The organism is Lactonifactor longoviformis DSM 17459 (assembly GCF_900129135.1).
GTDB lineage: Bacteria > Bacillota > Clostridia > Lachnospirales > Lachnospiraceae > Lactonifactor > Lactonifactor longoviformis.
The window spans coordinates 261526-278952 of the sequence record NZ_FQVI01000002.1; the positions used below are offsets into that span (position 1 = coordinate 261526).

Below are 17427 nucleotides of genomic sequence, written 5' to 3' on the forward strand. Positions count from 1 at the left end.
TTCTTTGTCATTATCCTTGACAAGAAAGAAAAAATCGATTATGATTGTATTAAATCATTAATACAATAGTACAGGAGGTGTTCATTAATGGCTTGGAATCTTAGTTCCGAACGCCCGATATATGCTCAAATTATCGAAAAGATACAACAAGATATTATATCCGGGAATTATGCTCCGGGAGACAGGCTCCCGTCAGTGAGGGATTTGGCATCAGAAGCTGCCGTCAATCCTAATACCATGCAGAAGGCTTTGACAGAACTCGAGAGAACCGGTCTGGTATTTGCCCAGAGAACCAGCGGACGATATATCACGGAGGACATTATTATGATTCAAAAAATGAAAGAAGAAATTGCGTCAGCCCATATTAAAGAATTTCTGGATAAGATGGCGCAGCTGGGATTTAAAAAACAGGAGATTATTGATCTGATCACGCAGCTGGAGAAAAGCGACAAGGAGGAGAATGAATGAGCCAGATATTAGAGTGCAAGAATCTTACCAAGTCTTATGGTACTAAGACAGCACTTGCCAATATTAACCTATCCTTGGATAAAGGAAAAATCATCGGTCTGCTTGGCCCAAATGGAAGCGGAAAGACTACGCTGATTAAGCTGATTAACGGTCTTTTGGTACCCACCAACGGGGAGGTCCTGATAGACGGTATGGCACCAGGTGTGGATACAAAGAAAATTGTCTCCTATCTGCCGGAGCGGACATATCTGGGAGACTGGATGAGTGTGAATGACGCCATCAGCTTCTTTGTGGATTTTTATGAGGACTTTGATCGGAGCCGCGCTTATGATATGCTGGAGAAGCTGAATATTAACCCCAGCGACCGCCTCAGAACTATGTCCAAGGGCACCAAAGAAAAAGTACAGCTAATCCTGGTCATGAGCCGCAGGGCTAAGCTCTACTGCCTGGATGAACCTATCGCAGGCGTAGATCCTGCAGCCAGAGATTACATCCTTTCTACGATTATTAATAACTATGCAGAAGATGCCACCATCATCATCTCCACCCATTTGATCTCAGATGTAGAGAATGTACTGGACGATGTTATATTTATTCAGTACGGTCAGATTAAGCTGATCTCCTCTGTAGACGAGATCCGGTATGAGAGAGGCAAATCTGTAGATGGTTTATTCCGGGAGGTATTCAGATGTTAGGAAAATTGTTTAAACATAATTTAAAACAGGTATCCAAGCTGCTGATACTGATACATGGGGCGCTGCTTGCATTCTCTGTAATAGGAAGAATTATTTTCTCAATGGCATTAAACGGGGAGGGCGACTTCAATACCGCATCCGCAGCCACCAGTCTCATCACTGCAGTCTATATTCTGCTGTATGTACTGGGAATCTTCTGCATAGCAGTTATGACCTATATATTTCTGGCCCGTGACTTCCAGAAAGGCATGTTTTCCAATGAAGGCTACCTTATGCATACGCTGCCGGTAACGCCTGCCCAGCATATATGGTCCCGCTGCTTTGTATTTATCATCTGGGGACTGATTGACATGATAATCATATGCGCCTCCCTGGCAATCATTTTTATCAACTCTTATACCATGCAATATCTGCCTGAATTCTTTCAGGAATTCTGGAGCGCAATGCTGACAGCCTTTGGAACCTCAGAGTTCTTTAGTACAATATATATGCTTTTGACCATGCTTATCAGCGTTTTCTTTAACATCTTTATGGTATACTTTGCTATTTGTCTGGGAAGTCTCTGCAAGACACATAAGATCCTGGGAGCCATCGGTTCCCTGGCAGGGATCTATCTGGTACTGCAGATTGTAGGCGTCATCATGATGCTCACTCTGGGATGGAGTCCTTACTCCGTCAACTCGAACAATGCATTAATAGCTACCACATCCACCACTGGGATGTCACCAGCGTTTATGGGCTTTTCCATAGTATTCGACTTACTGCTCACTGTAGGATTTTATCTTGGAATCCACTATATATTGTCCAGAAGACTGAATCTGGAATAAAAAAGTGAAAAAGGGGACGTGTTCTTTCTAGAAAGAACACGTCCCAAAATAGATCCTGGGTGTCCCAAATTCAACATGGCCTGTCCCCAATTGCTTACCCTTCTATAATCTTCACATAGTAGTTCCGATTTCTGGGTCCGTCGAATTCACAAAAGTAAACGTCCTGCCAGGTTCCCAGAATTATTTTTCCTTCTTCAACAATCAGGGTGGCTGAAGCCCCCATTGCAGAGGATTTCATATGGGCATGAGAATTTCCCTCGCAGTGCCGATAAACCCTGTCATTTGTGGGAAATACTTTCTCATAGCCATAGATCACATCTGTTACTACATCCGGATCTGCATTTTCATTGATGGTTATCCCTGCGGTGGTATGGGGACAGTACACTGCAACTATCCCTGATCGGATGCCGCTGTTCTTTATGTCTTCTCTTATCTGTCCGGTAATCTTTACCATAGTCTGAGGTTTTTGAATGGTGAGTGAATGTTTGAATAGATTCATTTTCTGCCTCCTATTCCCCTGCTTCTTTCTGTTCTTTTTCTACTATCTTTATCTGCTTGTCCACATCTTTCTTGAATTGCTTCCATGCGTCTTCGTGCTCAACATAATACTTAGGGCATATCTTCCCGGTAACATCATAATGGCGGATGACATCGTCTGACTTCAGTGAAAACCGCTCACAGAGCCATCCCGTGAGTTCCACCAGTGACTGATAGGTAGCTTCATTGAAATGACCGCTCTCGTCCGGATGACAGCACTCGATAGAGAGAGTATCGCTGTTGCGCTCATTTGACGCATAGGATATCTCATTGCTGGGGATACACTGTACAACTTCTCCGTCCAGGCCAATGACAAAGTGACTGCTGGCTTTTGTCTCCTGGCTGTCTTTCAGACCCTCAAAGTAATCCCTGTTATTCTGAGCCGAAGTCCCTGGATTAGCTGTATAGTGAATTACAATACCCTTAATCTGCTCCAGCGCAGTACCTGGCCTTGAATACGGATTCACATCCAGCAGCTGGACATCCAGAAGCGGTGCTCCCACAAAAGACACCTTTTTGTCATCCATAGCAGCCGTCCTGGCTTCCTCTCTTTTATTCTTTACTGTCTTTACCGTAAGACAGAACAGAATCACTCCCAATAGAACGATCCCAAATAGTATTATGTTGCGTCTTACCTCCAGCTGCCTCTTCCGATATCCGGCACTGCGGCGTCTTTTCCTTCGTCTTTTACCCCTTACCATATACTTATCCTCTGCCAAAAAGAGGGAGGAGGCACCCCTTTGCCTCCTCCTCGTATTTTACTCGTCTACACTGTAGTTCGGTGCTTCTTTTGTTATATGAATATCATGTGGATGAGATTCTTTCAGTGAAGCGGCGGAAATCTTAATAAATTTTCCTGTTTCCTTTAAAGTTTCAATGTCCGGTGCACCGCAATAGCCCATACCAGAACGAATCCCTCCAATGAGCTGGAATACCGTGTCTTCCACATGTCCCTTATATGCCACACGGCCTTCCACACCTTCCGGTACCAGTTTTTTCGCATCTGTCTGGAAATAACGATCCTTGCTTCCATTCTCCATGGCCCCTATAGAACCCATACCGCGATAAACTTTATACTTTCTGCCCTGGTATAATTCAAAGGTACCTGGGCTTTCATCACATCCTGCAAAGATACTTCCCATCATGCACACATTAGCCCCTGCTGCAATAGCCTTTGTCATATCTCCGGAGTACTTGATTCCTCCGTCTGCAATTACCGGTGTTCCGGTCTTCTTTGCCTCTCCATAGCAGTCCATAACTGCTGTAATCTGAGGAACACCAATCCCTGCCACCACTCTTGTGGTACAGATAGATCCCGGACCGATTCCTACCTTGACAGCATCCGCACCTGCTGCAATCAGATCTCTGGTTGCCTCTGCCGTGGCTACATTTCCTGCAATAACCTGTAGCTCAGGATATGCACCTTTAATCATGCGAAGTGTAGAAAGAATATTCTCGGAATGGCCATGAGCAGAATCTATAACAATGACATCTACCCGCACCTTCACAAGGGCGTCCACCCGCTCCATCACATTCTTAGTAATTCCCACAGCAGCTCCGCACAGCAGTCTTCCCTGGGCGTCCTTTGCTGACAGCGGATATTTAATCTGTTTTTCAATATCTTTGATGGTTATAAGCCCTTTCAGATTGAAATCATCGTCTACAATAGGAAGTTTCTCCTTTCTGGCTTTTGCCAGGATTCGCTTCGCCTCCTCAAGTGTGATTCCCTCTTTTGCTGTTATCAGGCCTTCAGATGTCATAGATTCTTTGATTTTTTTAGAAAAGTCTTCTTCGAACTTAAGATCACGGTTGGTAATAATACCTACCAGTTTTCTTCCCTCTGTGATAGGAACACCGGAAATACGGAATTTCGCCATTAAGTTGTTGGCATCTTCCAACGTATGCTCTGGTGATAAGAAAAATGGGTCTGTAATAACACCGTTTTCAGAACGTTTTACCTTATCTACTTCCTCTGCCTGCTGCTCCACAGACATGTTCTTATGAATAATGCCTATACCGCCCTGTCTTGCCATAGCAATTGCCATGCGATGTTCTGTTACAGTATCCATTCCTGCGCTCATCATAGGAATGTTTAATTTAACTTTTTTGGTCAGATATGTGCTTAAATCTACCTGATTCGGAGTTACCTTTGAGTATGCCGGAACTAGAAGTACGTCGTCAAAAGTAATGCCTTCACCAATTATTGTACCCATTTATTCTCTCCCTTTCGTTTCTATTTATTTTGGTTTTGTTCCCTAGTGTAACAAAATTCGACAAAGGTGTCAATCCATAAAAACTTTTCTGGGATTTGATTTCTGTATGTTGCTGAGCATCTTTTCGTCGAACTCCAACAAAACTTTACACAATTCCTGACCATCAGGTATAATCATGGCATAAATTTTGTGGGATGGATCCTGCGACGAATAATCCAAAACTTTCAATCTGCTGTTATTATTATAATAATCCATTCTGTGAGACTTCACAGGCGCCAGGATCTCCATCTTACCCGTATCCAGGCTTTTCACTTTCTTTCTCTTGGTCTTTGCTGCGATTCTGTCGATATCAAGTTCGCCGTTAACATAAAGATACTCATATTCCAGATCCAGATTGGGGAATACAAAGTAATCCGCAACTCCCAGCCCGATAGCCGCAATAAATAAAAGAGGGTGTATCATGATTCCTGAAAATACTGCCACAACAGTGAGCGCCAGCATTCCGATTTTAACTGCCATATCTTTGCCGGTACTCTGCTTTTTTACCAAAAATTCTGAATACAAATCACTCATGGTTTCTCTCCTTGTACATTCTTAGAAACTGTCTTCATTCTAGCACAAAGCAGGGCTGACGTCTACGACGCCAGCCCTTAGAAAGTCTTAAAATTCTGTGAAGCTTACATCATTCCAGGAGCTGCTGGAGCTACCGGAGTATCTTCTTTAATATTAGATACAACAGATTCTGTTGTTAACAGAGTAGATGCAACACTGGTAGCATTCTGTAATGCACTTCTTGTTACTTTTGCAGGATCCAGAATTCCTTCTTTAATCATATCTACATACTCTTCTTTCAGAGCATTAAATCCAACGCCTGTCTCGGATTCTTTTACTTTATTGACAATAACAGAGCCTTCCAGACCAGCATTGGCAGCAATGTGGTACAGAGGAGATTCCAGAGCTTTTAATACGACTACAGCACCAGTCTTCTCATCGCCGCTTAATGTCTCTGCCAGCTCTTCAACCTTCTTGGAAGCATGGATATATGCGGATCCGCCTCCTGCGATAACGCCTTCCTCCGCTGCTGCGCGTGTTGCTGCAAGAGCATCTTCCATACGAAGCTTAGCTTCCTTCATCTCAGTTTCAGTAGCGGCACCTACACGGATAACAGCTACGCCGCCTGCAAGTTTAGCAAGTCTTTCCTGTAATTTTTCTTTGTCAAACTCAGATGTTGTCTCTGTAATCTGTCCTTTAATCTGGCTGATTCTTGCGTCAATGGCTGCCTTATCGCCTGCTCCGTCAACAATAACTGTATTTTCCTTCTCAACTTTTACAGATTTTGCACGTCCCAGCTGATCCATGGTAACTTCTTTTAAGTCAAGACCTAATTCATCGGAGATTACCTGGCCGCCTGTTAAGATAGCAATATCTTCTAACATAGCTTTTCTTCTGTCGCCGTAGCCCGGAGCCTTAACAGCTGCAACATTAAAGGTTCCTCTTAATTTATTTACAATAAGTGTGGTAAGAGCTTCGCCCTCTACGTCTTCAGCAATGATTAACAGTTTAGCGCCTGTTTTTACAATCTGCTCTAACAGTGGAAGCAGTTCCTGAATGTTAGAGATCTTCTTATCTGTGATTAAGATATATGGATCATCCAGATTAGCTACCATTTTGTCCATGTCAGTTGCCATGTAAGCGGAAATGTATCCGCGGTCAAACTGCATACCCTCTACTAAATCCAGTTCTGTCTTCATTGTCTTAGACTCTTCAATGGTTATAACACCGTCTCCGGATACTTTTTCCATAGCATCTGCAACTAATTCTCCCACTTCGTCATCACCGGCAGAGATTGCTGCAACCCTTGCGATCTGATCTTTTCCTTCTACTTTTCTGCTCATGGAAGCAATGGCCTCTACTGCTGCATCTGTAGCTTTTTTCATTCCCTTTCTCAGGATGATTGGATTTGCACCAGCTGCAAGGTTCTTGATTCCTTCATGAATCATAGCCTGTGCAAGTACCGTAGCTGTTGTAGTACCATCACCAGCCACATCATTTGTCTTGGAAGCTACTTCCTTGATTAACTGAGCGCCCATATTTTCAAATCCGTCTTCCAGCTCAATTTCCTTCGCAATGGTGACACCATCGTTAGTGATAAGAGGTGCGCCAAAGGATTTGTCCAGAACTACGTTTCTTCCTTTTGGTCCTAATGTCACACGTACTGTATTTGCTAATTTATCGGCACCATTCTGCAGTGCCTCTCTTGCTTCTGCTCCGTATTTAATCTCTTTTGCCATATCTATCATTCCTCCTGGTTTTTATGATTTATTCTACTACTGCTAAGATGTCGCTCTGTTTTACAATGATAAATTCTTCATCGTCTAATTTAACTTCTGTACCGGCGTATTTGGAATAGATTACCTGATCTCCTACTTTCACTTCCATCTTTACTTCTTTGCCGTCAACAACTCCGCCCGGTCCTACTGCAACAACCTCAGCCTGCTGGGGTTTTTCCTGTGCCTGACCTGGTAATACGATTCCTGATTTTGTTTTTTCTTCAGCTTCTAACTGTTTTAAAACGACTCTGTCTCCCAATGGTACTAATTTCATAATCTATTGCCTCCTTAAAATATTTTCTGCTTTTATTAGCACTCATTTACATCGAGTGCTAACCGTTAGTCATATATTAGTTAATCTTGAAAAAATCTGCAAGTTTCTGAAAGAGATTCTATAGCATCTATTCTCTTGTTATCTCTTTTTATCTCGTGTTTTCTCTCATTTTCTCACTTTCTTAAATTTTACCTGATTTTATATTTATTTTATAATTCCATCTTTATCCTATGCCATTTAAGAAGAAATTAAACATTTTTTCTTTTCCGCGGCAAAGGCAGCAGCAAAATAACATAAAAAAGGAACTGCAGATACCTAACAGCTCCTTTTATAGTTCAAAACAAGCATTATTTTTTAACTATTTTCCGTTTTTTAATCTCTTCCAGCTCATCGAATATAACTTCATTGAGCACCTTGATATAGGTTCCCTTCATTCCTGAGGATCTGGACTCAATAACGCCCGCGCTCTCAAACTTTCTGAGCGCATTTACAATCACAGACCGTGTAATGCCTACCCTGTCTGCAATCTTGCTGGCCACCAGAATTCCCTCATCCCCGTCCAGCTCGTCAAAAATATGAATAATAGCTTCCAGTTCTGAGAATGACAGTGTACTGAATGCAGATTTGACAACCTGTATCTTACGATTTTCCTCAGCATTCTCTTCATGTACGGAACGCATCATCTCAAGTCCTACCACAGTGGTACTGTATTCACTCACGATTATATCTTCAATATCGTACTGCTTACCGCTTCTGTACATAAAAACAGTACCCAGGCGTTCCCCGGCAATGTCAATTGGGTTAATGATAGCCATGTATTGTTTTACATGCTCCCCTTCAAATCCCAAAGTCTGAAGATTTACGTTTTCTTTCGTAGACAGCACTCCCAGAAATCTCTCATTCAGGAGAGTATCAATAAAGCCTCCCACCTCGTCTTCAATCAGCTCTGTAATCTCTTCTACTCCCTCGCACAGTCCTACGCCCAGCACCTTACCTTTTTTGCTGAGTACCAGAATATTCGACTCCAGTGTTTCTACCATAACTTCACAGATGTCGTTAAATAATACCTTTGAGGAATTATTATTGTGCAGCAATTTGTTTATCTTTCTCGTCTTATCCAATAGTTGTACGCTCATGCTGAACCTCCTTTCTTTTGTCCTAAATATGAGTAATAAAATAAAATTCTCCCATTTGCTTTATTCTATCATACAATTGGCGGCAAATCAATGTCGTCGCCAACGGATTTATACTTTTTTAACTTTTTTTCTGATAATTCCTCAGTTTCAAAACCTGGTGAAGCCAATAACACAAAATTTATGGATAATCATGCAAATCAAAAAAGGATTTTTATCCAAAAAGCAGCTGCTGTATGGTATTTTAAACCGATTACAGCAGCTTAGCCGTCTATTCCTTTTCCTCCTTTGGCTTCTCCGTTACATAGCCGCAGTGCTCATCCGCGCACAAAAGTTTGTTTCCTTTTTCCAGCATATAGCCTCCGCAGTTGGGACACTTCTCTTTGGATGGCTTCTGCCAGGACATAAAATCGCACTCCGGGTTATCTTCACAGCCATAATACTTACGACCCTTTTTCGTCTTTTTCAGGACAATATCTTTCCCGCACTTGGGACAGGGAACTCCAATTTTCTCCAGGTACGGTTTTGTATTCCGGCAGTCGGGAAAGCCGGGACACGCCAGAAATCTTCCGTGAGGGCCGTACTTAATTACCATGTTTCGGCCGCATTCTTCACAGATAACATCCGTCACCTCGTCTTCTATTTTTACCTGTTCCAATTCCTGTTCGGCTGCCTTTACTGCCTCGTCCAAATCAGGATAAAAATTGCGGATTACGGTTTTCCAGTATACACTGCCGTCTTCGACTTTATCCAGAAGTTCTTCGAAAGTAGCGGTAAAGTTCACATCCACAATGCTGGGAAAAGCCTGCTTCATGATATTATTCACCACTTCTCCCAACTCTGTAATATAAAGGTTCTTGTTCTCCTTTGCCACATAGCGGCGGGCTATAATTGTGGTTATCGTAGGGGCATAAGTACTGGGACGCCCGATTCCAAGTTCCTCCAGCGTCTTAACCAGAGATGCCTCCGTGTAATGGGCAGGGGGCTGCGTAAAGTGCTGCTGTCCGTCAAAGTTCTCCAGAGAAAGCTCCGTGTTCTCATCCAGGCTCTTCATCATTAGATTATTTTCCGGCTTTTCCTCATCGCTCTGCACATAGACGGCCATAAAACCATCAAATTTTAGTTTTGATGCGGCTACTGTAAAGTAATAGTCTCCGCCTTTAATTTTTACAGACGTTGTCTCGTATTTGGCCGGCTGCATTCTGCTGGCTGTAAACCTTTTCCAAATCAACTGATACAGGCGGAATTGATCCCTGGACAGGGACTCTTTCATGGCAGCAGGGGTTCTGGTAATATCTGTGGGGCGGATTGCCTCGTGAGCATCCTGAATCTTCTTCCCTTTATTGCCATTCTCTTCTTTCTTCGCTGCATACATTTCTCCATACTGATCCGTGATATACTCTCTTGCCAGCTGATCGGCCTCCTCAGAGATACGGGTAGAATCTGTACGCAGATAAGTAATAATACCTACGGTGCCGTTTCCTTTTATATCAATCCCCTCGTATAGCTGCTGGGCCAGACGCATCGTTTTCTGGGTAGAAAAGTTGAGCGCTTTTGAAGCCTCCTGCTGAAGGGTGCTGGTGGTAAACGGCAGGGGTGCTTTCTTGGTACGCTCGCCTTTTTTAACTTCGGCTACCTGGTATTTTGCCCCTTCCAGATTTTTTAAGATCTTATCCAGCTCCTCCTGGGAATGGATCTCCATCTTTTTTTTCTCACTGCCGTAAAATTTAGCTACCAGGGGCTTTTTCTCCCCTTTGACTTTGAAGGAAGCTTCCAGAGACCAGTATTCCTCCGGTATAAAAGCGTTTATTTCTTCTTCCCTGTCACCGATGATGCGAAGGGCGACAGACTGTACACGGCCGGCACTTAAACCTCTTTTGACTTTCGCCCAGAGGACAGGACTGATATTATAACCTACCATTCGGTCCAGGATCCTTCTGGTCTGCTGGGCATCCACCAGATTCATATCAATATCTCTCGCCTCTTTTATAGAAGCTTTTACCGCTGTTTTTGTAATCTCGTTAAATGTAATCCGGCGCATCTTCTCATCCTGAAGATTCAATGCCTTAGACAGATGCCAGGAGATCGCTTCTCCCTCACGGTCCGGGTCAGTTGCCAGATACACTTTGTCAGCCTTTTTGGATGACTTTCTCAGTCCTGCCAGCAGTTCTCCCTTTCCTCGGATCGTTATATACTTAGGTTCAAAATCATGTTCCACATCAATTCCCAGCTGACTTTTGGGCAAGTCACGCACATGGCCGTTTGATGCAGCCACTTCATAATTTGAACCAAGAAATTTCTTGATTGTTTTTACCTTTGCAGGCGACTCCACAATCACTAAATACTTCGCCATTCCTTACCTCCTCCGGTATTCGGTCCATTTCATTTATTTTATTTTGGCATAATAGTTTTTCATCGGTTCCACTATTAGTTCCTCTAGCTGAAGTTCCAGAAGAATCCCCATAACTTCCTCTGGAGACAGAGGTATTTTTTCTAATAATTGATTCAGATTCTGGGGCTGTAAATCCAGACAACTATACACCATATTTTTCTGACTTTCAAGTCTTATTTGTGATTTTATTAGCAATTTGTCGCTTTTTCCCGGGGAAATTCCCAGTTCTTCCAACAGGCTTTCCACAGAACAGGCAATTCCCGCCCCCTGCTCTATCAGGCGGTTGCATCCATAGCTTAGCTCATCGCTCACACGGCCCGGCAGGGCATATACTGTCTTCCCTTGCTCCAGTGCAAAGTCCGCGGTAATCAAAGAGCCGCTTTTCTCTTTTGCCTCTATAACCAGCACCAGGTCCGCCAGCCCGCTGATTATACGGTTTCGAAGAGGAAAATTCCGGGGCAGGGGTTCATATCCCAGCGGGAGTTCTGACAGCAGCCCTCCCTGTTCAGGGATTTTTTTGTATAAATCATAATTTGACCTGGGATAGCAGATATCTACGCCGCAGCCAAGAACAGCAAAAGTCGGGGTTCCTCCCGCCAGTGCTCCCCGGTGCGCATGGCCGTCTATCCCCCGGGCCATGCCGCTAATAATCTGAACCCCAGCCTGACTCAGAGCTTTTGCATATTCAAACGCCTGCACCTGACCATAATAGCTGCACATTCTCGCCCCTACAATGGCCACGGTGGCCCTGTCCTCTCTGGGTAGCACTCCTCTTACAAACAGCCGGGGCGGCATATCAACGTAATGCAGCAGGCGCCTGGGATACTCCCTGTGAAGTTTATGATAACAGATAACTTCTTTTTCTCCCGTATTCTCCATAATTCCTCCTATTCTGATTTTTATACCCCAGGTCCCTTTTCTCTCTGCCTCTGGGAACATGGCGGTATATCCTCTCTTTACTTTGGCAATTAAATTTTCCAATATTTCTTGTCAGCCTTCCTGTAACAGATTGCCTCACTGATATGGCTTTTTAAAAGAATTTCTTCTCCCTCTAAATCTGCTATCGTACGGGCTGTTTTTAAGATTCTATGATAGCCCCTGATACTAAAATTCATCTTTTTATACGCTTTTTCTAAAAGTTCTCTGCCCTGCTTTTCCACAGGACAGTAGGTTTCAAGTTCTGAGCCGGGAATTTGTGAGTTGAAACGTATCTCTGTCCCCCGAAACCTCTCCTCCTGCGTCTTATGTACCCTTGTAATCTCTTTACGAAGTTCAGCAGAGGACGGCCCCTTTTTTCGTTTTACCGCAATATCCTGATACTCCACTGCTCCTGCCTCCACACAGATATCCATCCGATCCAAAAGAGGGCCGCTGATCTTCCGAAGGTATTTACTGATGTCCCCAGGCCGGCAGGTACAGCGGTTCATATCCGGGAAATAGCCGCAGCCGCATGGATTCATGGCAGCAACCACCATACAATTGGCAGGAAAGCAGAAGCTCCCCATTGCCCTTGCGATTGAGATCTGTCTGTCTTCCAGAGGCTGCCTTAGAATCTCCAGGCTGACTCTGGAGAACTCTGTCAATTCATCCAGGAAAAGAATCCCCCTGTGAGCCAAAGTAATTTCTCCCGGACGAGGAATTCTGCCTCCTCCGGCCAAAGCCTGGGGAGAAAGCGTATGATGGGGCGCCCGGAAGGGGCGGGCAGCCATCAGAGGGCTGTCGGCCGGGAGAAGGCCTGCAATACTGTAAATTCTTGATATCTCTATGCATTCTTCCAGAGACGGCTGAGGCATAATCGTAGGGAGCCGTCTTGCCACCATTGTCTTTCCTGCCCCGGGGGGACCTATCATCAAGAAATTGTGAAATCCTGCAGCAGCCACAACCGCCGCCCTTTTCACAGCCTCCTGTCCCTGTATTTCATCAAAATCAAGAGAATATTCCGGTTCCCGGTAAAATACCTCACCGACAGGATTTTCTAGCTGAAAACGCTCAAAATCGCCGCTGCGAAGCATTTCTATGGTTTCTCTTAAGGTGCTGACGCCGGCTACTGGTATTCCCTGGATAATCTGACCCTCTCTCCAGTTTTCCTTTGGAAGTACACAGGCCCTGCAGCCCATCTCCTTCGCTTTATCCACCATAGCCAGAATGCCGGATACCGGGTGTACGGAGCCGTCCAGACTCAATTCTCCTACAATCAAAACATCCTTTACCATGACCTCCTCCAGATACCCAAGAGCAGTCAGGATGGCTGCCGCAATAGGCAGGTCAAAGGCGGGGCCATCCTTTCGCAGATCACCAGGCGACAGATTAATCGTCACCCTTTTTGGGGGAAGCGCAATCCCCATATTGCGCATAGCAGTCTTCACTCTGTCCTGAGCCTCCCGCACCTGGGAAGTAAGATATCCCACCATATTAAACATAGGAAGCCCGTCACTCACATCTGCCTCCACCCTTACCGGAAAACATTCTACTCCCATAATAGCTGCCGACAATACACTGCTGAACATACTTAACTCCTCTCCGAGCCTTTCCACAGGCTCAAATACAATTCACTTATACCTTGGAAATATTTCTTTGACAAATCTGAACAGAAAAAGATATGCCTGCTGCAGAAACGCAGAGACAAAAAGAAAGAAACTTATTATTTTCTATAGTAATGATTAGTAAAGGATAAACTTGGACGAAGTGTCCCGAAAATACAGAAGTTTAAATAAAAGGTTCTTATATTTTGTCACAAAATTTATGCCATGTCAATTGCACCTTGAAATTAAAAACATAATTTTACCTCTTTTTTCACATACTACATCAAAAGGAGGTGTTTCAAATGGATAAAAAAGAATATTCAGGATACCAGGTGGCAGATATTACTGAGTCCGATAATTCCATGATCAACCGTCTGGAACAGGAAATCAGTCAGAAGACAGACAAAGACATTGTACTGGTAGCTTATCAGCAGGATAAACAAAGCTAAAACCCCGTTGGGGACAGGTCATACTCATTTTGGGACAGGCCGATCCTATTTTGGGACGTGTTCTTTCTAGAAAGAACACGTCCCCTTTTTCGCCCTTTTCAGATGGAAAAGCACAAAATCTTCTTCTCTCACATAGACTATAAACAAATCCCTTTGAGGTAACCTTTTTGAAGACATTTCTTAAGCCCCTTACCGTAGAAGAGGAGAAATATTATCTTCAGAGATACCAGGGGGGCGACTTGGAAGCTAAAAATGTTCTTATCGAACGAAATTTACGTCTTGTTGCACATGTTGTGAAGAAGTATCAGGGAATAGATGAAGATTTGGATGACTTGATTTCCATAGGAACCGTAGGGCTCATCAAGGCAATACAAACTTTTGACAGCAATAAAGCCAACAGGCTTTCTACCTATGCGGCCAGGTGTATTGACAATGAGCTGTTGATGATGCTCCGCTCCCGCAAAAAGACGTCCAAAGAAGTCTCCCTCTATGAACCCATTGGCACAGATAAGGAAGGCAATGAAATTCATCTGCTGGACATTATAGAAAATGTTCCGGTAGATGTAGTAGATACCTATACATTCAAAGAAGATGTAAAAAAATTATATGAGCTGATTGAGTCTGTTCTGACCCCCAGAGAATACGAGGTGGTAAAGCTTCGCTATGGCCTGTTTGGAGAGGAAGAGTATACCCAGCGGGAAATAGCAAAGCGGCTGAATATCAGCCGCTCTTACGTCTCTAGAATAGAAAAAAATGCCCTTCTGAAATTACGCAGATTCTTCCTGCCGTCTTAAGATATCGTATGGATCCAGTTCTATTCCCAGATCAAGATATAACACCTCTTTTGGATGGGGAGCACTTTCCCGGGGACTGCCCTCCTCATCCAGAATGGATCTGACCTGCACAGAAATATTTCTGCCGTCCGGTTTCATGACTTCAATGGTTTCCCCTACAGAGAATTTATTTCTCTGGGTAATCCGGCAGAGCCCGCGGCCATCCACTCCTTCCACATATCCCAGATACGTATACTCTTTCAGATACGTATTCTGGTCATAAATCTGGGTATCAGAATCAGGCTTTCCGTAGAAAAAACCTGTGGTGAACTGACGGTACGTACAGTTAGAGATCTGCTCCCGGTACCAAGGCATATGTTCCCGGTACAAAGCGGGATCTGAAAAATAATCATCAATTGCTTTCCTGTAGGTTCTGGCTACGGTTGCAACATAGAGGGCTGTCTTCATCCGGCCCTCTATCTTTAAGCTGTCGATTCCGCAGGTAAGTACATCCTCCATATGTTCAATCATACAGAGATCTTTTGAATTGAAGATATAAGTACCCCGTTCATTCTCGTAGACAGGCATATATTCATTTGGCCTTGTCTCCTCCACAATGGAATATTTCCACCGGCAGGGATGGGTACAGGCTCCCTGATTGGCATCCCGTCCGGTAAAGTAATTGCTGAGCAGACACCTCCCGGAATAGGAGATGCACATTGCACCGTGTATAAAGGTCTCAATCTCCAGTTCCTCTGGAATCCGGCTGCGAATCCCCCTGATCTCCTCCAGAGACAGTTCTCTGGCCGATACCACCCGTTTTGCTCCCAGCCTATGCCAGAACAGATAGGTCTCGTAATTGGTGTTATTCGCCTGGGTGCTGATATGCCGCTCGATCTCAGGACATACTTCCCCGGCGATCATAAACACACCGGGATCGGCTATTATAAGCCCATCCGGTCTGATTTCCCTAAGCTCCCGGAAGTATGAGCGGATCCCTTCCAGATCATGGTTATGAGCCAGGATATTGGCTGTCACATAAACCTTTACGTCATGATCATGGGCAAACTGTATGCCCTCTTTCATTTCATCCATGGAAAAGTTCTTAGCCTTTGCCCTCAGTCCGAAGGCTTCCCCTCCGATATACACCGCATCCGCACCGTATATCACGGCTATTTTCAATACCTCCAGACTGCTGGCAGGCACTAATAATTCTGGTTTTTTCATTGCATTATCACTCATTTAATTTTTGTGCTCATAGTTACGCCATCCCCCAGAGGAAGGATGGCAGTTTCCAATTGTTCATGATGTTTCAATGTATAGAGATACTCCCGCATCCGTTTATAGATGGTCCGGTTTCTCCTCTCCACGGCAAAATGGGATTCAATGATATCTCCGTCCTGAAGCACATTGTCTGAGAGCAGGACTCCTCCAGTGCGCAGAAGCCTGAGAATCTCAGGAAGAAAGTGAATATATTGACCCTTAGCAGCATCCATAAATATCAGATCATACCTATCATCAAGATCTCTCAGTATATCTGCCGCATCACCCTCCAAAAGAGTAATCACATCCTCTTTTCCTGCCTTTTTGAAATTCTCTCTGGCTATGGGAATTCGTTTGTCATAATTTTCTATGGTTGTAATCCGGCAGCCCTGTGGAGCATATTCGCTCATCAAAAGCGCGGAAAACCCTACCGCAGTCCCTACTTCCAATATGTTCAGAGGGCGAAGGGACAGAAGCAGCACCTTTAAAAAGCTCTGCATCTCCCTACGGATAATCGGGACACGATTCTGGACCGCCTCTATCTCAAGCTGGTCCAAAAATGGGGTATTCCCTCTGTCCAGGGAATTTATATAGGCAGCCATTCTCTCCTCTACAATCATCTGTCAGTCTCCCATCCTGCTTATTCCTGGCCTTCTTCAGCCCCCTCTTCCCCAGAGTCGCCTTCACCGCCCTGGGTATCGTCTCCGTCCTGAGGATCCTGGCTTACTTTTTCCAGATTCTCGTCCGCAGTCTTGTCCGCCTCGTCCTTTGTGCCGCCTTCCTCTTTGTCTTCCTGTTCAGGCTGGCCTTCCGTATTCTCACGGGCCAGAATCGCCATCATCTCATCTGCGGTCTGGGACGTGTTCAGAATGTAAGTCCCGGCCTGCAGTTTATCCTTATAGTTTGACAGCTTTTCCTGTACCACAAAAACCTTCGCATCATCAATCAGTCCCTTATTTTTCAGGATTTTACCTATTTTGTATACAGATGTTCCGTCTTTTACCACCACAGTAACATCCTTTCCCTCCCCCTGAGACACAGGTACCTGATTAAAGATATCGTATCCAAAGCTGTAAGCAGTTTTACCTACATATATGATTGCGAATATCACACAGACATACAGAAGAATTCTGAAAAACCCACCTGCGATAGCTACTCCATGTCCATCGTCTCTCATTCTATTAGCCATAACATTCTCCTTACTTTTACAGATCCGGCACGTCGATTTCAATCCCCTGGTGAATCGTTGCATTTATATTCTGCAGCTGCCTGCAGAGGGCCTGTTCCGCCAAAAGGAACTCTCTCACCTGAGGGATCTCCAGCAGTTCATCCATACGCTCCGCCACCTGATCAATGGCCTCGTACAGATCAATGTCCTTTTCCTCATTCTGCATACGATAGTTCAGAATTCGCAATTCATCCATTTTTGCTTTTTCTTCCGGCATCAGCTTCAGTTCATCCAGCGCCTTTTTGTAGCGTTTATAAACATCACCGGTGCGGATGGCTGCTGCCAGCCTTTCCGTACAGGTTTCTATCAAACTCATTTTATCA

General features: G+C 44.3%; 19 protein-coding genes. 5 read left to right on the forward strand and 14 right to left on the reverse strand.

Going from position 1 to position 17427, the window contains the following annotated elements:
* The first annotated feature begins 87 nt into the window (after positions 1–87).
* From BUA56_RS03700 to BUA56_RS03710, 3 genes are read left to right on the forward strand one after another with little or no spacing between them, the layout of a single operon-like run.
* Positions 88–468 (forward strand): GntR family transcriptional regulator, encoded by a 381-nt coding sequence (locus BUA56_RS03700; protein ID WP_072849100.1) that lies wholly within the window; start codon positions 88–90, stop codon positions 466–468.
* Positions 465–1163 (forward strand): ABC transporter ATP-binding protein, encoded by a 699-nt coding sequence (locus BUA56_RS03705; RefSeq protein WP_072849102.1) that lies wholly within the window; start codon positions 465–467, stop codon positions 1161–1163. The genes BUA56_RS03700 and BUA56_RS03705 overlap by 4 nt, the downstream gene beginning before the upstream one ends.
* The gene (locus tag BUA56_RS03710) at positions 1157–1990 is read left to right on the forward strand and encodes a hypothetical protein (protein WP_072849104.1); all 834 of its coding nucleotides are present in this window, start codon (positions 1157–1159) and stop codon (positions 1988–1990) included. The genes BUA56_RS03705 and BUA56_RS03710 overlap by 7 nt, the downstream gene beginning before the upstream one ends.
* A 94-nt stretch (positions 1991–2084) precedes the next feature.
* On the opposite strand, the gene BUA56_RS03715 is transcribed toward BUA56_RS03710, so the two are convergent.
* From BUA56_RS03715 to BUA56_RS03760, 10 genes are all read right to left on the reverse strand, one after another.
* The gene (locus tag BUA56_RS03715; RefSeq protein ID WP_072849106.1) at positions 2085–2489 is read right to left on the reverse strand and encodes a secondary thiamine-phosphate synthase enzyme YjbQ; all 405 of its coding nucleotides are present in this window, start codon (positions 2487–2489) and stop codon (positions 2085–2087) included.
* Positions 2490–2499: 10 nt separating this feature from the next.
* Positions 2500–3228 (reverse strand): peptidoglycan recognition protein family protein, encoded by a 729-nt coding sequence (locus BUA56_RS03720; protein ID WP_072849360.1) that lies wholly within the window; start codon positions 3226–3228, stop codon positions 2500–2502.
* Between the two features lie 57 nt (positions 3229–3285).
* Positions 3286–4740 carry an IMP dehydrogenase gene (guaB, locus tag BUA56_RS03725; protein ID WP_072849108.1) on the reverse strand — a complete coding sequence of 485 codons (1455 nt, stop codon included), beginning with the start codon at positions 4738–4740 and terminating at the stop codon, positions 3286–3288.
* A 69-nt stretch (positions 4741–4809) separates the two neighbouring features.
* The gene (locus BUA56_RS03730) at positions 4810–5313 is read right to left on the reverse strand and encodes a DUF6106 family protein (protein WP_072849110.1); all 504 of its coding nucleotides are present in this window, start codon (positions 5311–5313) and stop codon (positions 4810–4812) included.
* Between the two features lie 104 nt (positions 5314–5417).
* Positions 5418–7031, reverse strand: a complete 1614-nt coding sequence (groL, locus tag BUA56_RS03735) for a chaperonin GroEL (RefSeq protein ID WP_072849112.1) — start codon at positions 7029–7031, stop codon at positions 5418–5420.
* Between the two features lie 28 nt (positions 7032–7059).
* Positions 7060–7344: a co-chaperone GroES gene (gene groES / locus BUA56_RS03740; protein ID WP_072849114.1), complete on the reverse strand. Its 285-nt coding sequence runs from the start codon at positions 7342–7344 to the stop codon at positions 7060–7062.
* Between the two features lie 347 nt (positions 7345–7691).
* Positions 7692–8480 carry a GTP-sensing pleiotropic transcriptional regulator CodY gene (gene codY / locus BUA56_RS03745; protein WP_072849116.1) on the reverse strand — a complete coding sequence of 263 codons (789 nt, stop codon included), beginning with the start codon at positions 8478–8480 and terminating at the stop codon, positions 7692–7694.
* Positions 8481–8748: 268 nt separating this feature from the next.
* Positions 8749–10830 (reverse strand): type I DNA topoisomerase, encoded by a 2082-nt coding sequence (gene topA / locus BUA56_RS03750; RefSeq protein WP_072849118.1) that lies wholly within the window; start codon positions 10828–10830, stop codon positions 8749–8751.
* Between the two features lie 33 nt (positions 10831–10863).
* Positions 10864–11748, reverse strand: a complete 885-nt coding sequence (gene dprA, locus BUA56_RS03755) for a DNA-processing protein DprA (protein ID WP_072849362.1) — start codon at positions 11746–11748, stop codon at positions 10864–10866.
* Positions 11749–11837: 89 nt separating this feature from the next.
* Complete coding sequence (locus BUA56_RS03760) at positions 11838–13376, reverse strand: YifB family Mg chelatase-like AAA ATPase (RefSeq protein ID WP_072849119.1); 1539 nt, start codon at positions 13374–13376, stop codon at positions 11838–11840.
* Between the two features lie 317 nt (positions 13377–13693).
* Between BUA56_RS03760 and BUA56_RS23175 the strand changes: the two genes are divergently transcribed.
* Both BUA56_RS23175 and sigK read left to right on the forward strand, forming a co-directional pair.
* A complete protein-coding gene (locus BUA56_RS23175) occupies positions 13694–13840 on the forward strand; it encodes a hypothetical protein (protein WP_167594271.1) in 147 nt (48 codons plus the stop codon).
* Between the two features lie 167 nt (positions 13841–14007).
* Positions 14008–14634 carry an RNA polymerase sporulation sigma factor SigK gene (sigK, locus tag BUA56_RS03765; RefSeq protein ID WP_072849121.1) on the forward strand — a complete coding sequence of 209 codons (627 nt, stop codon included), beginning with the start codon at positions 14008–14010 and terminating at the stop codon, positions 14632–14634.
* Here sigK and BUA56_RS03770 read toward each other — a convergent pair.
* Genes BUA56_RS03770 through BUA56_RS03785 form a run of 4 tightly spaced genes read right to left on the reverse strand, consistent with a single transcriptional unit; the run spans position 14608 to position 17420 of the window.
* Positions 14608–15840: a peptidase U32 family protein gene (locus tag BUA56_RS03770; protein ID WP_072849364.1), complete on the reverse strand. Its 1233-nt coding sequence runs from the start codon at positions 15838–15840 to the stop codon at positions 14608–14610. The genes sigK and BUA56_RS03770 overlap by 27 nt on opposite strands.
* An 11-nt stretch (positions 15841–15851) precedes the next feature.
* On the reverse strand, positions 15852–16496 hold the full coding sequence (locus BUA56_RS03775) for an O-methyltransferase (protein ID WP_072849122.1): 645 nt from the start codon (positions 16494–16496) through the stop codon (positions 15852–15854).
* A 20-nt stretch (positions 16497–16516) separates the two neighbouring features.
* Positions 16517–17065, reverse strand: coding sequence for an endolytic transglycosylase MltG (locus BUA56_RS03780; protein WP_072849123.1), 549 nt, complete (start codon positions 17063–17065; stop codon positions 16517–16519).
* Positions 17066–17081: 16 nt separating this feature from the next.
* Positions 17082–17420 (reverse strand): YlbF/YmcA family competence regulator, encoded by a 339-nt coding sequence (locus tag BUA56_RS03785; RefSeq protein ID WP_072849124.1) that lies wholly within the window; start codon positions 17418–17420, stop codon positions 17082–17084.
* Positions 17421–17427 lie beyond the last annotated feature (7 nt).

Excerpts from the sequence above, each read along its gene's own strand:
- BUA56_RS03700 (WP_072849100.1), top strand. The coding sequence starts at position 88 with ATGGCTTGGAATCTTAGTTCCGAACGCCCGATATATGCTCAAATTATC.
- BUA56_RS03705 (WP_072849102.1), top strand. The coding sequence starts at position 465 with ATGAGCCAGATATTAGAGTGCAAGAATCTTACCAAGTCTTATGGTACT.
- BUA56_RS03710 (WP_072849104.1), top strand. The coding sequence starts at position 1,157 with ATGTTAGGAAAATTGTTTAAACATAATTTAAAACAGGTATCCAAGCTG.
- BUA56_RS03715 (WP_072849106.1), bottom strand. The coding sequence starts at position 2,489 with ATGAATCTATTCAAACATTCACTCACCATTCAAAAACCTCAGACTATG.
- BUA56_RS03720 (WP_072849360.1), bottom strand. The coding sequence starts at position 3,228 with ATGGTAAGGGGTAAAAGACGAAGGAAAAGACGCCGCAGTGCCGGATAT.
- guaB (WP_072849108.1), bottom strand. The coding sequence starts at position 4,740 with ATGGGTACAATAATTGGTGAAGGCATTACTTTTGACGACGTACTTCTA.
- BUA56_RS03730 (WP_072849110.1), bottom strand. The coding sequence starts at position 5,313 with ATGAGTGATTTGTATTCAGAATTTTTGGTAAAAAAGCAGAGTACCGGC.
- groL (WP_072849112.1), bottom strand. The coding sequence starts at position 7,031 with ATGGCAAAAGAGATTAAATACGGAGCAGAAGCAAGAGAGGCACTGCAG.
- groES (WP_072849114.1), bottom strand. The coding sequence starts at position 7,344 with ATGAAATTAGTACCATTGGGAGACAGAGTCGTTTTAAAACAGTTAGAA.
- codY (WP_072849116.1), bottom strand. The coding sequence starts at position 8,480 with ATGAGCGTACAACTATTGGATAAGACGAGAAAGATAAACAAATTGCTG.
- topA (WP_072849118.1), bottom strand. The coding sequence starts at position 10,830 with ATGGCGAAGTATTTAGTGATTGTGGAGTCGCCTGCAAAGGTAAAAACA.
- dprA (WP_072849362.1), bottom strand. The coding sequence starts at position 11,748 with ATGGAGAATACGGGAGAAAAAGAAGTTATCTGTTATCATAAACTTCAC.
- BUA56_RS03760 (WP_072849119.1), bottom strand. The coding sequence starts at position 13,376 with ATGTTCAGCAGTGTATTGTCGGCAGCTATTATGGGAGTAGAATGTTTT.
- BUA56_RS23175 (WP_167594271.1), top strand. The coding sequence starts at position 13,694 with ATGGATAAAAAAGAATATTCAGGATACCAGGTGGCAGATATTACTGAG.
- BUA56_RS03770 (WP_072849364.1), bottom strand. The coding sequence starts at position 15,840 with ATGAAAAAACCAGAATTATTAGTGCCTGCCAGCAGTCTGGAGGTATTG.
- BUA56_RS03775 (WP_072849122.1), bottom strand. The coding sequence starts at position 16,496 with ATGATTGTAGAGGAGAGAATGGCTGCCTATATAAATTCCCTGGACAGA.
- BUA56_RS03780 (WP_072849123.1), bottom strand. The coding sequence starts at position 17,065 with ATGGCTAATAGAATGAGAGACGATGGACATGGAGTAGCTATCGCAGGT.
- BUA56_RS03785 (WP_072849124.1), bottom strand. The coding sequence starts at position 17,420 with ATGAGTTTGATAGAAACCTGTACGGAAAGGCTGGCAGCAGCCATCCGC.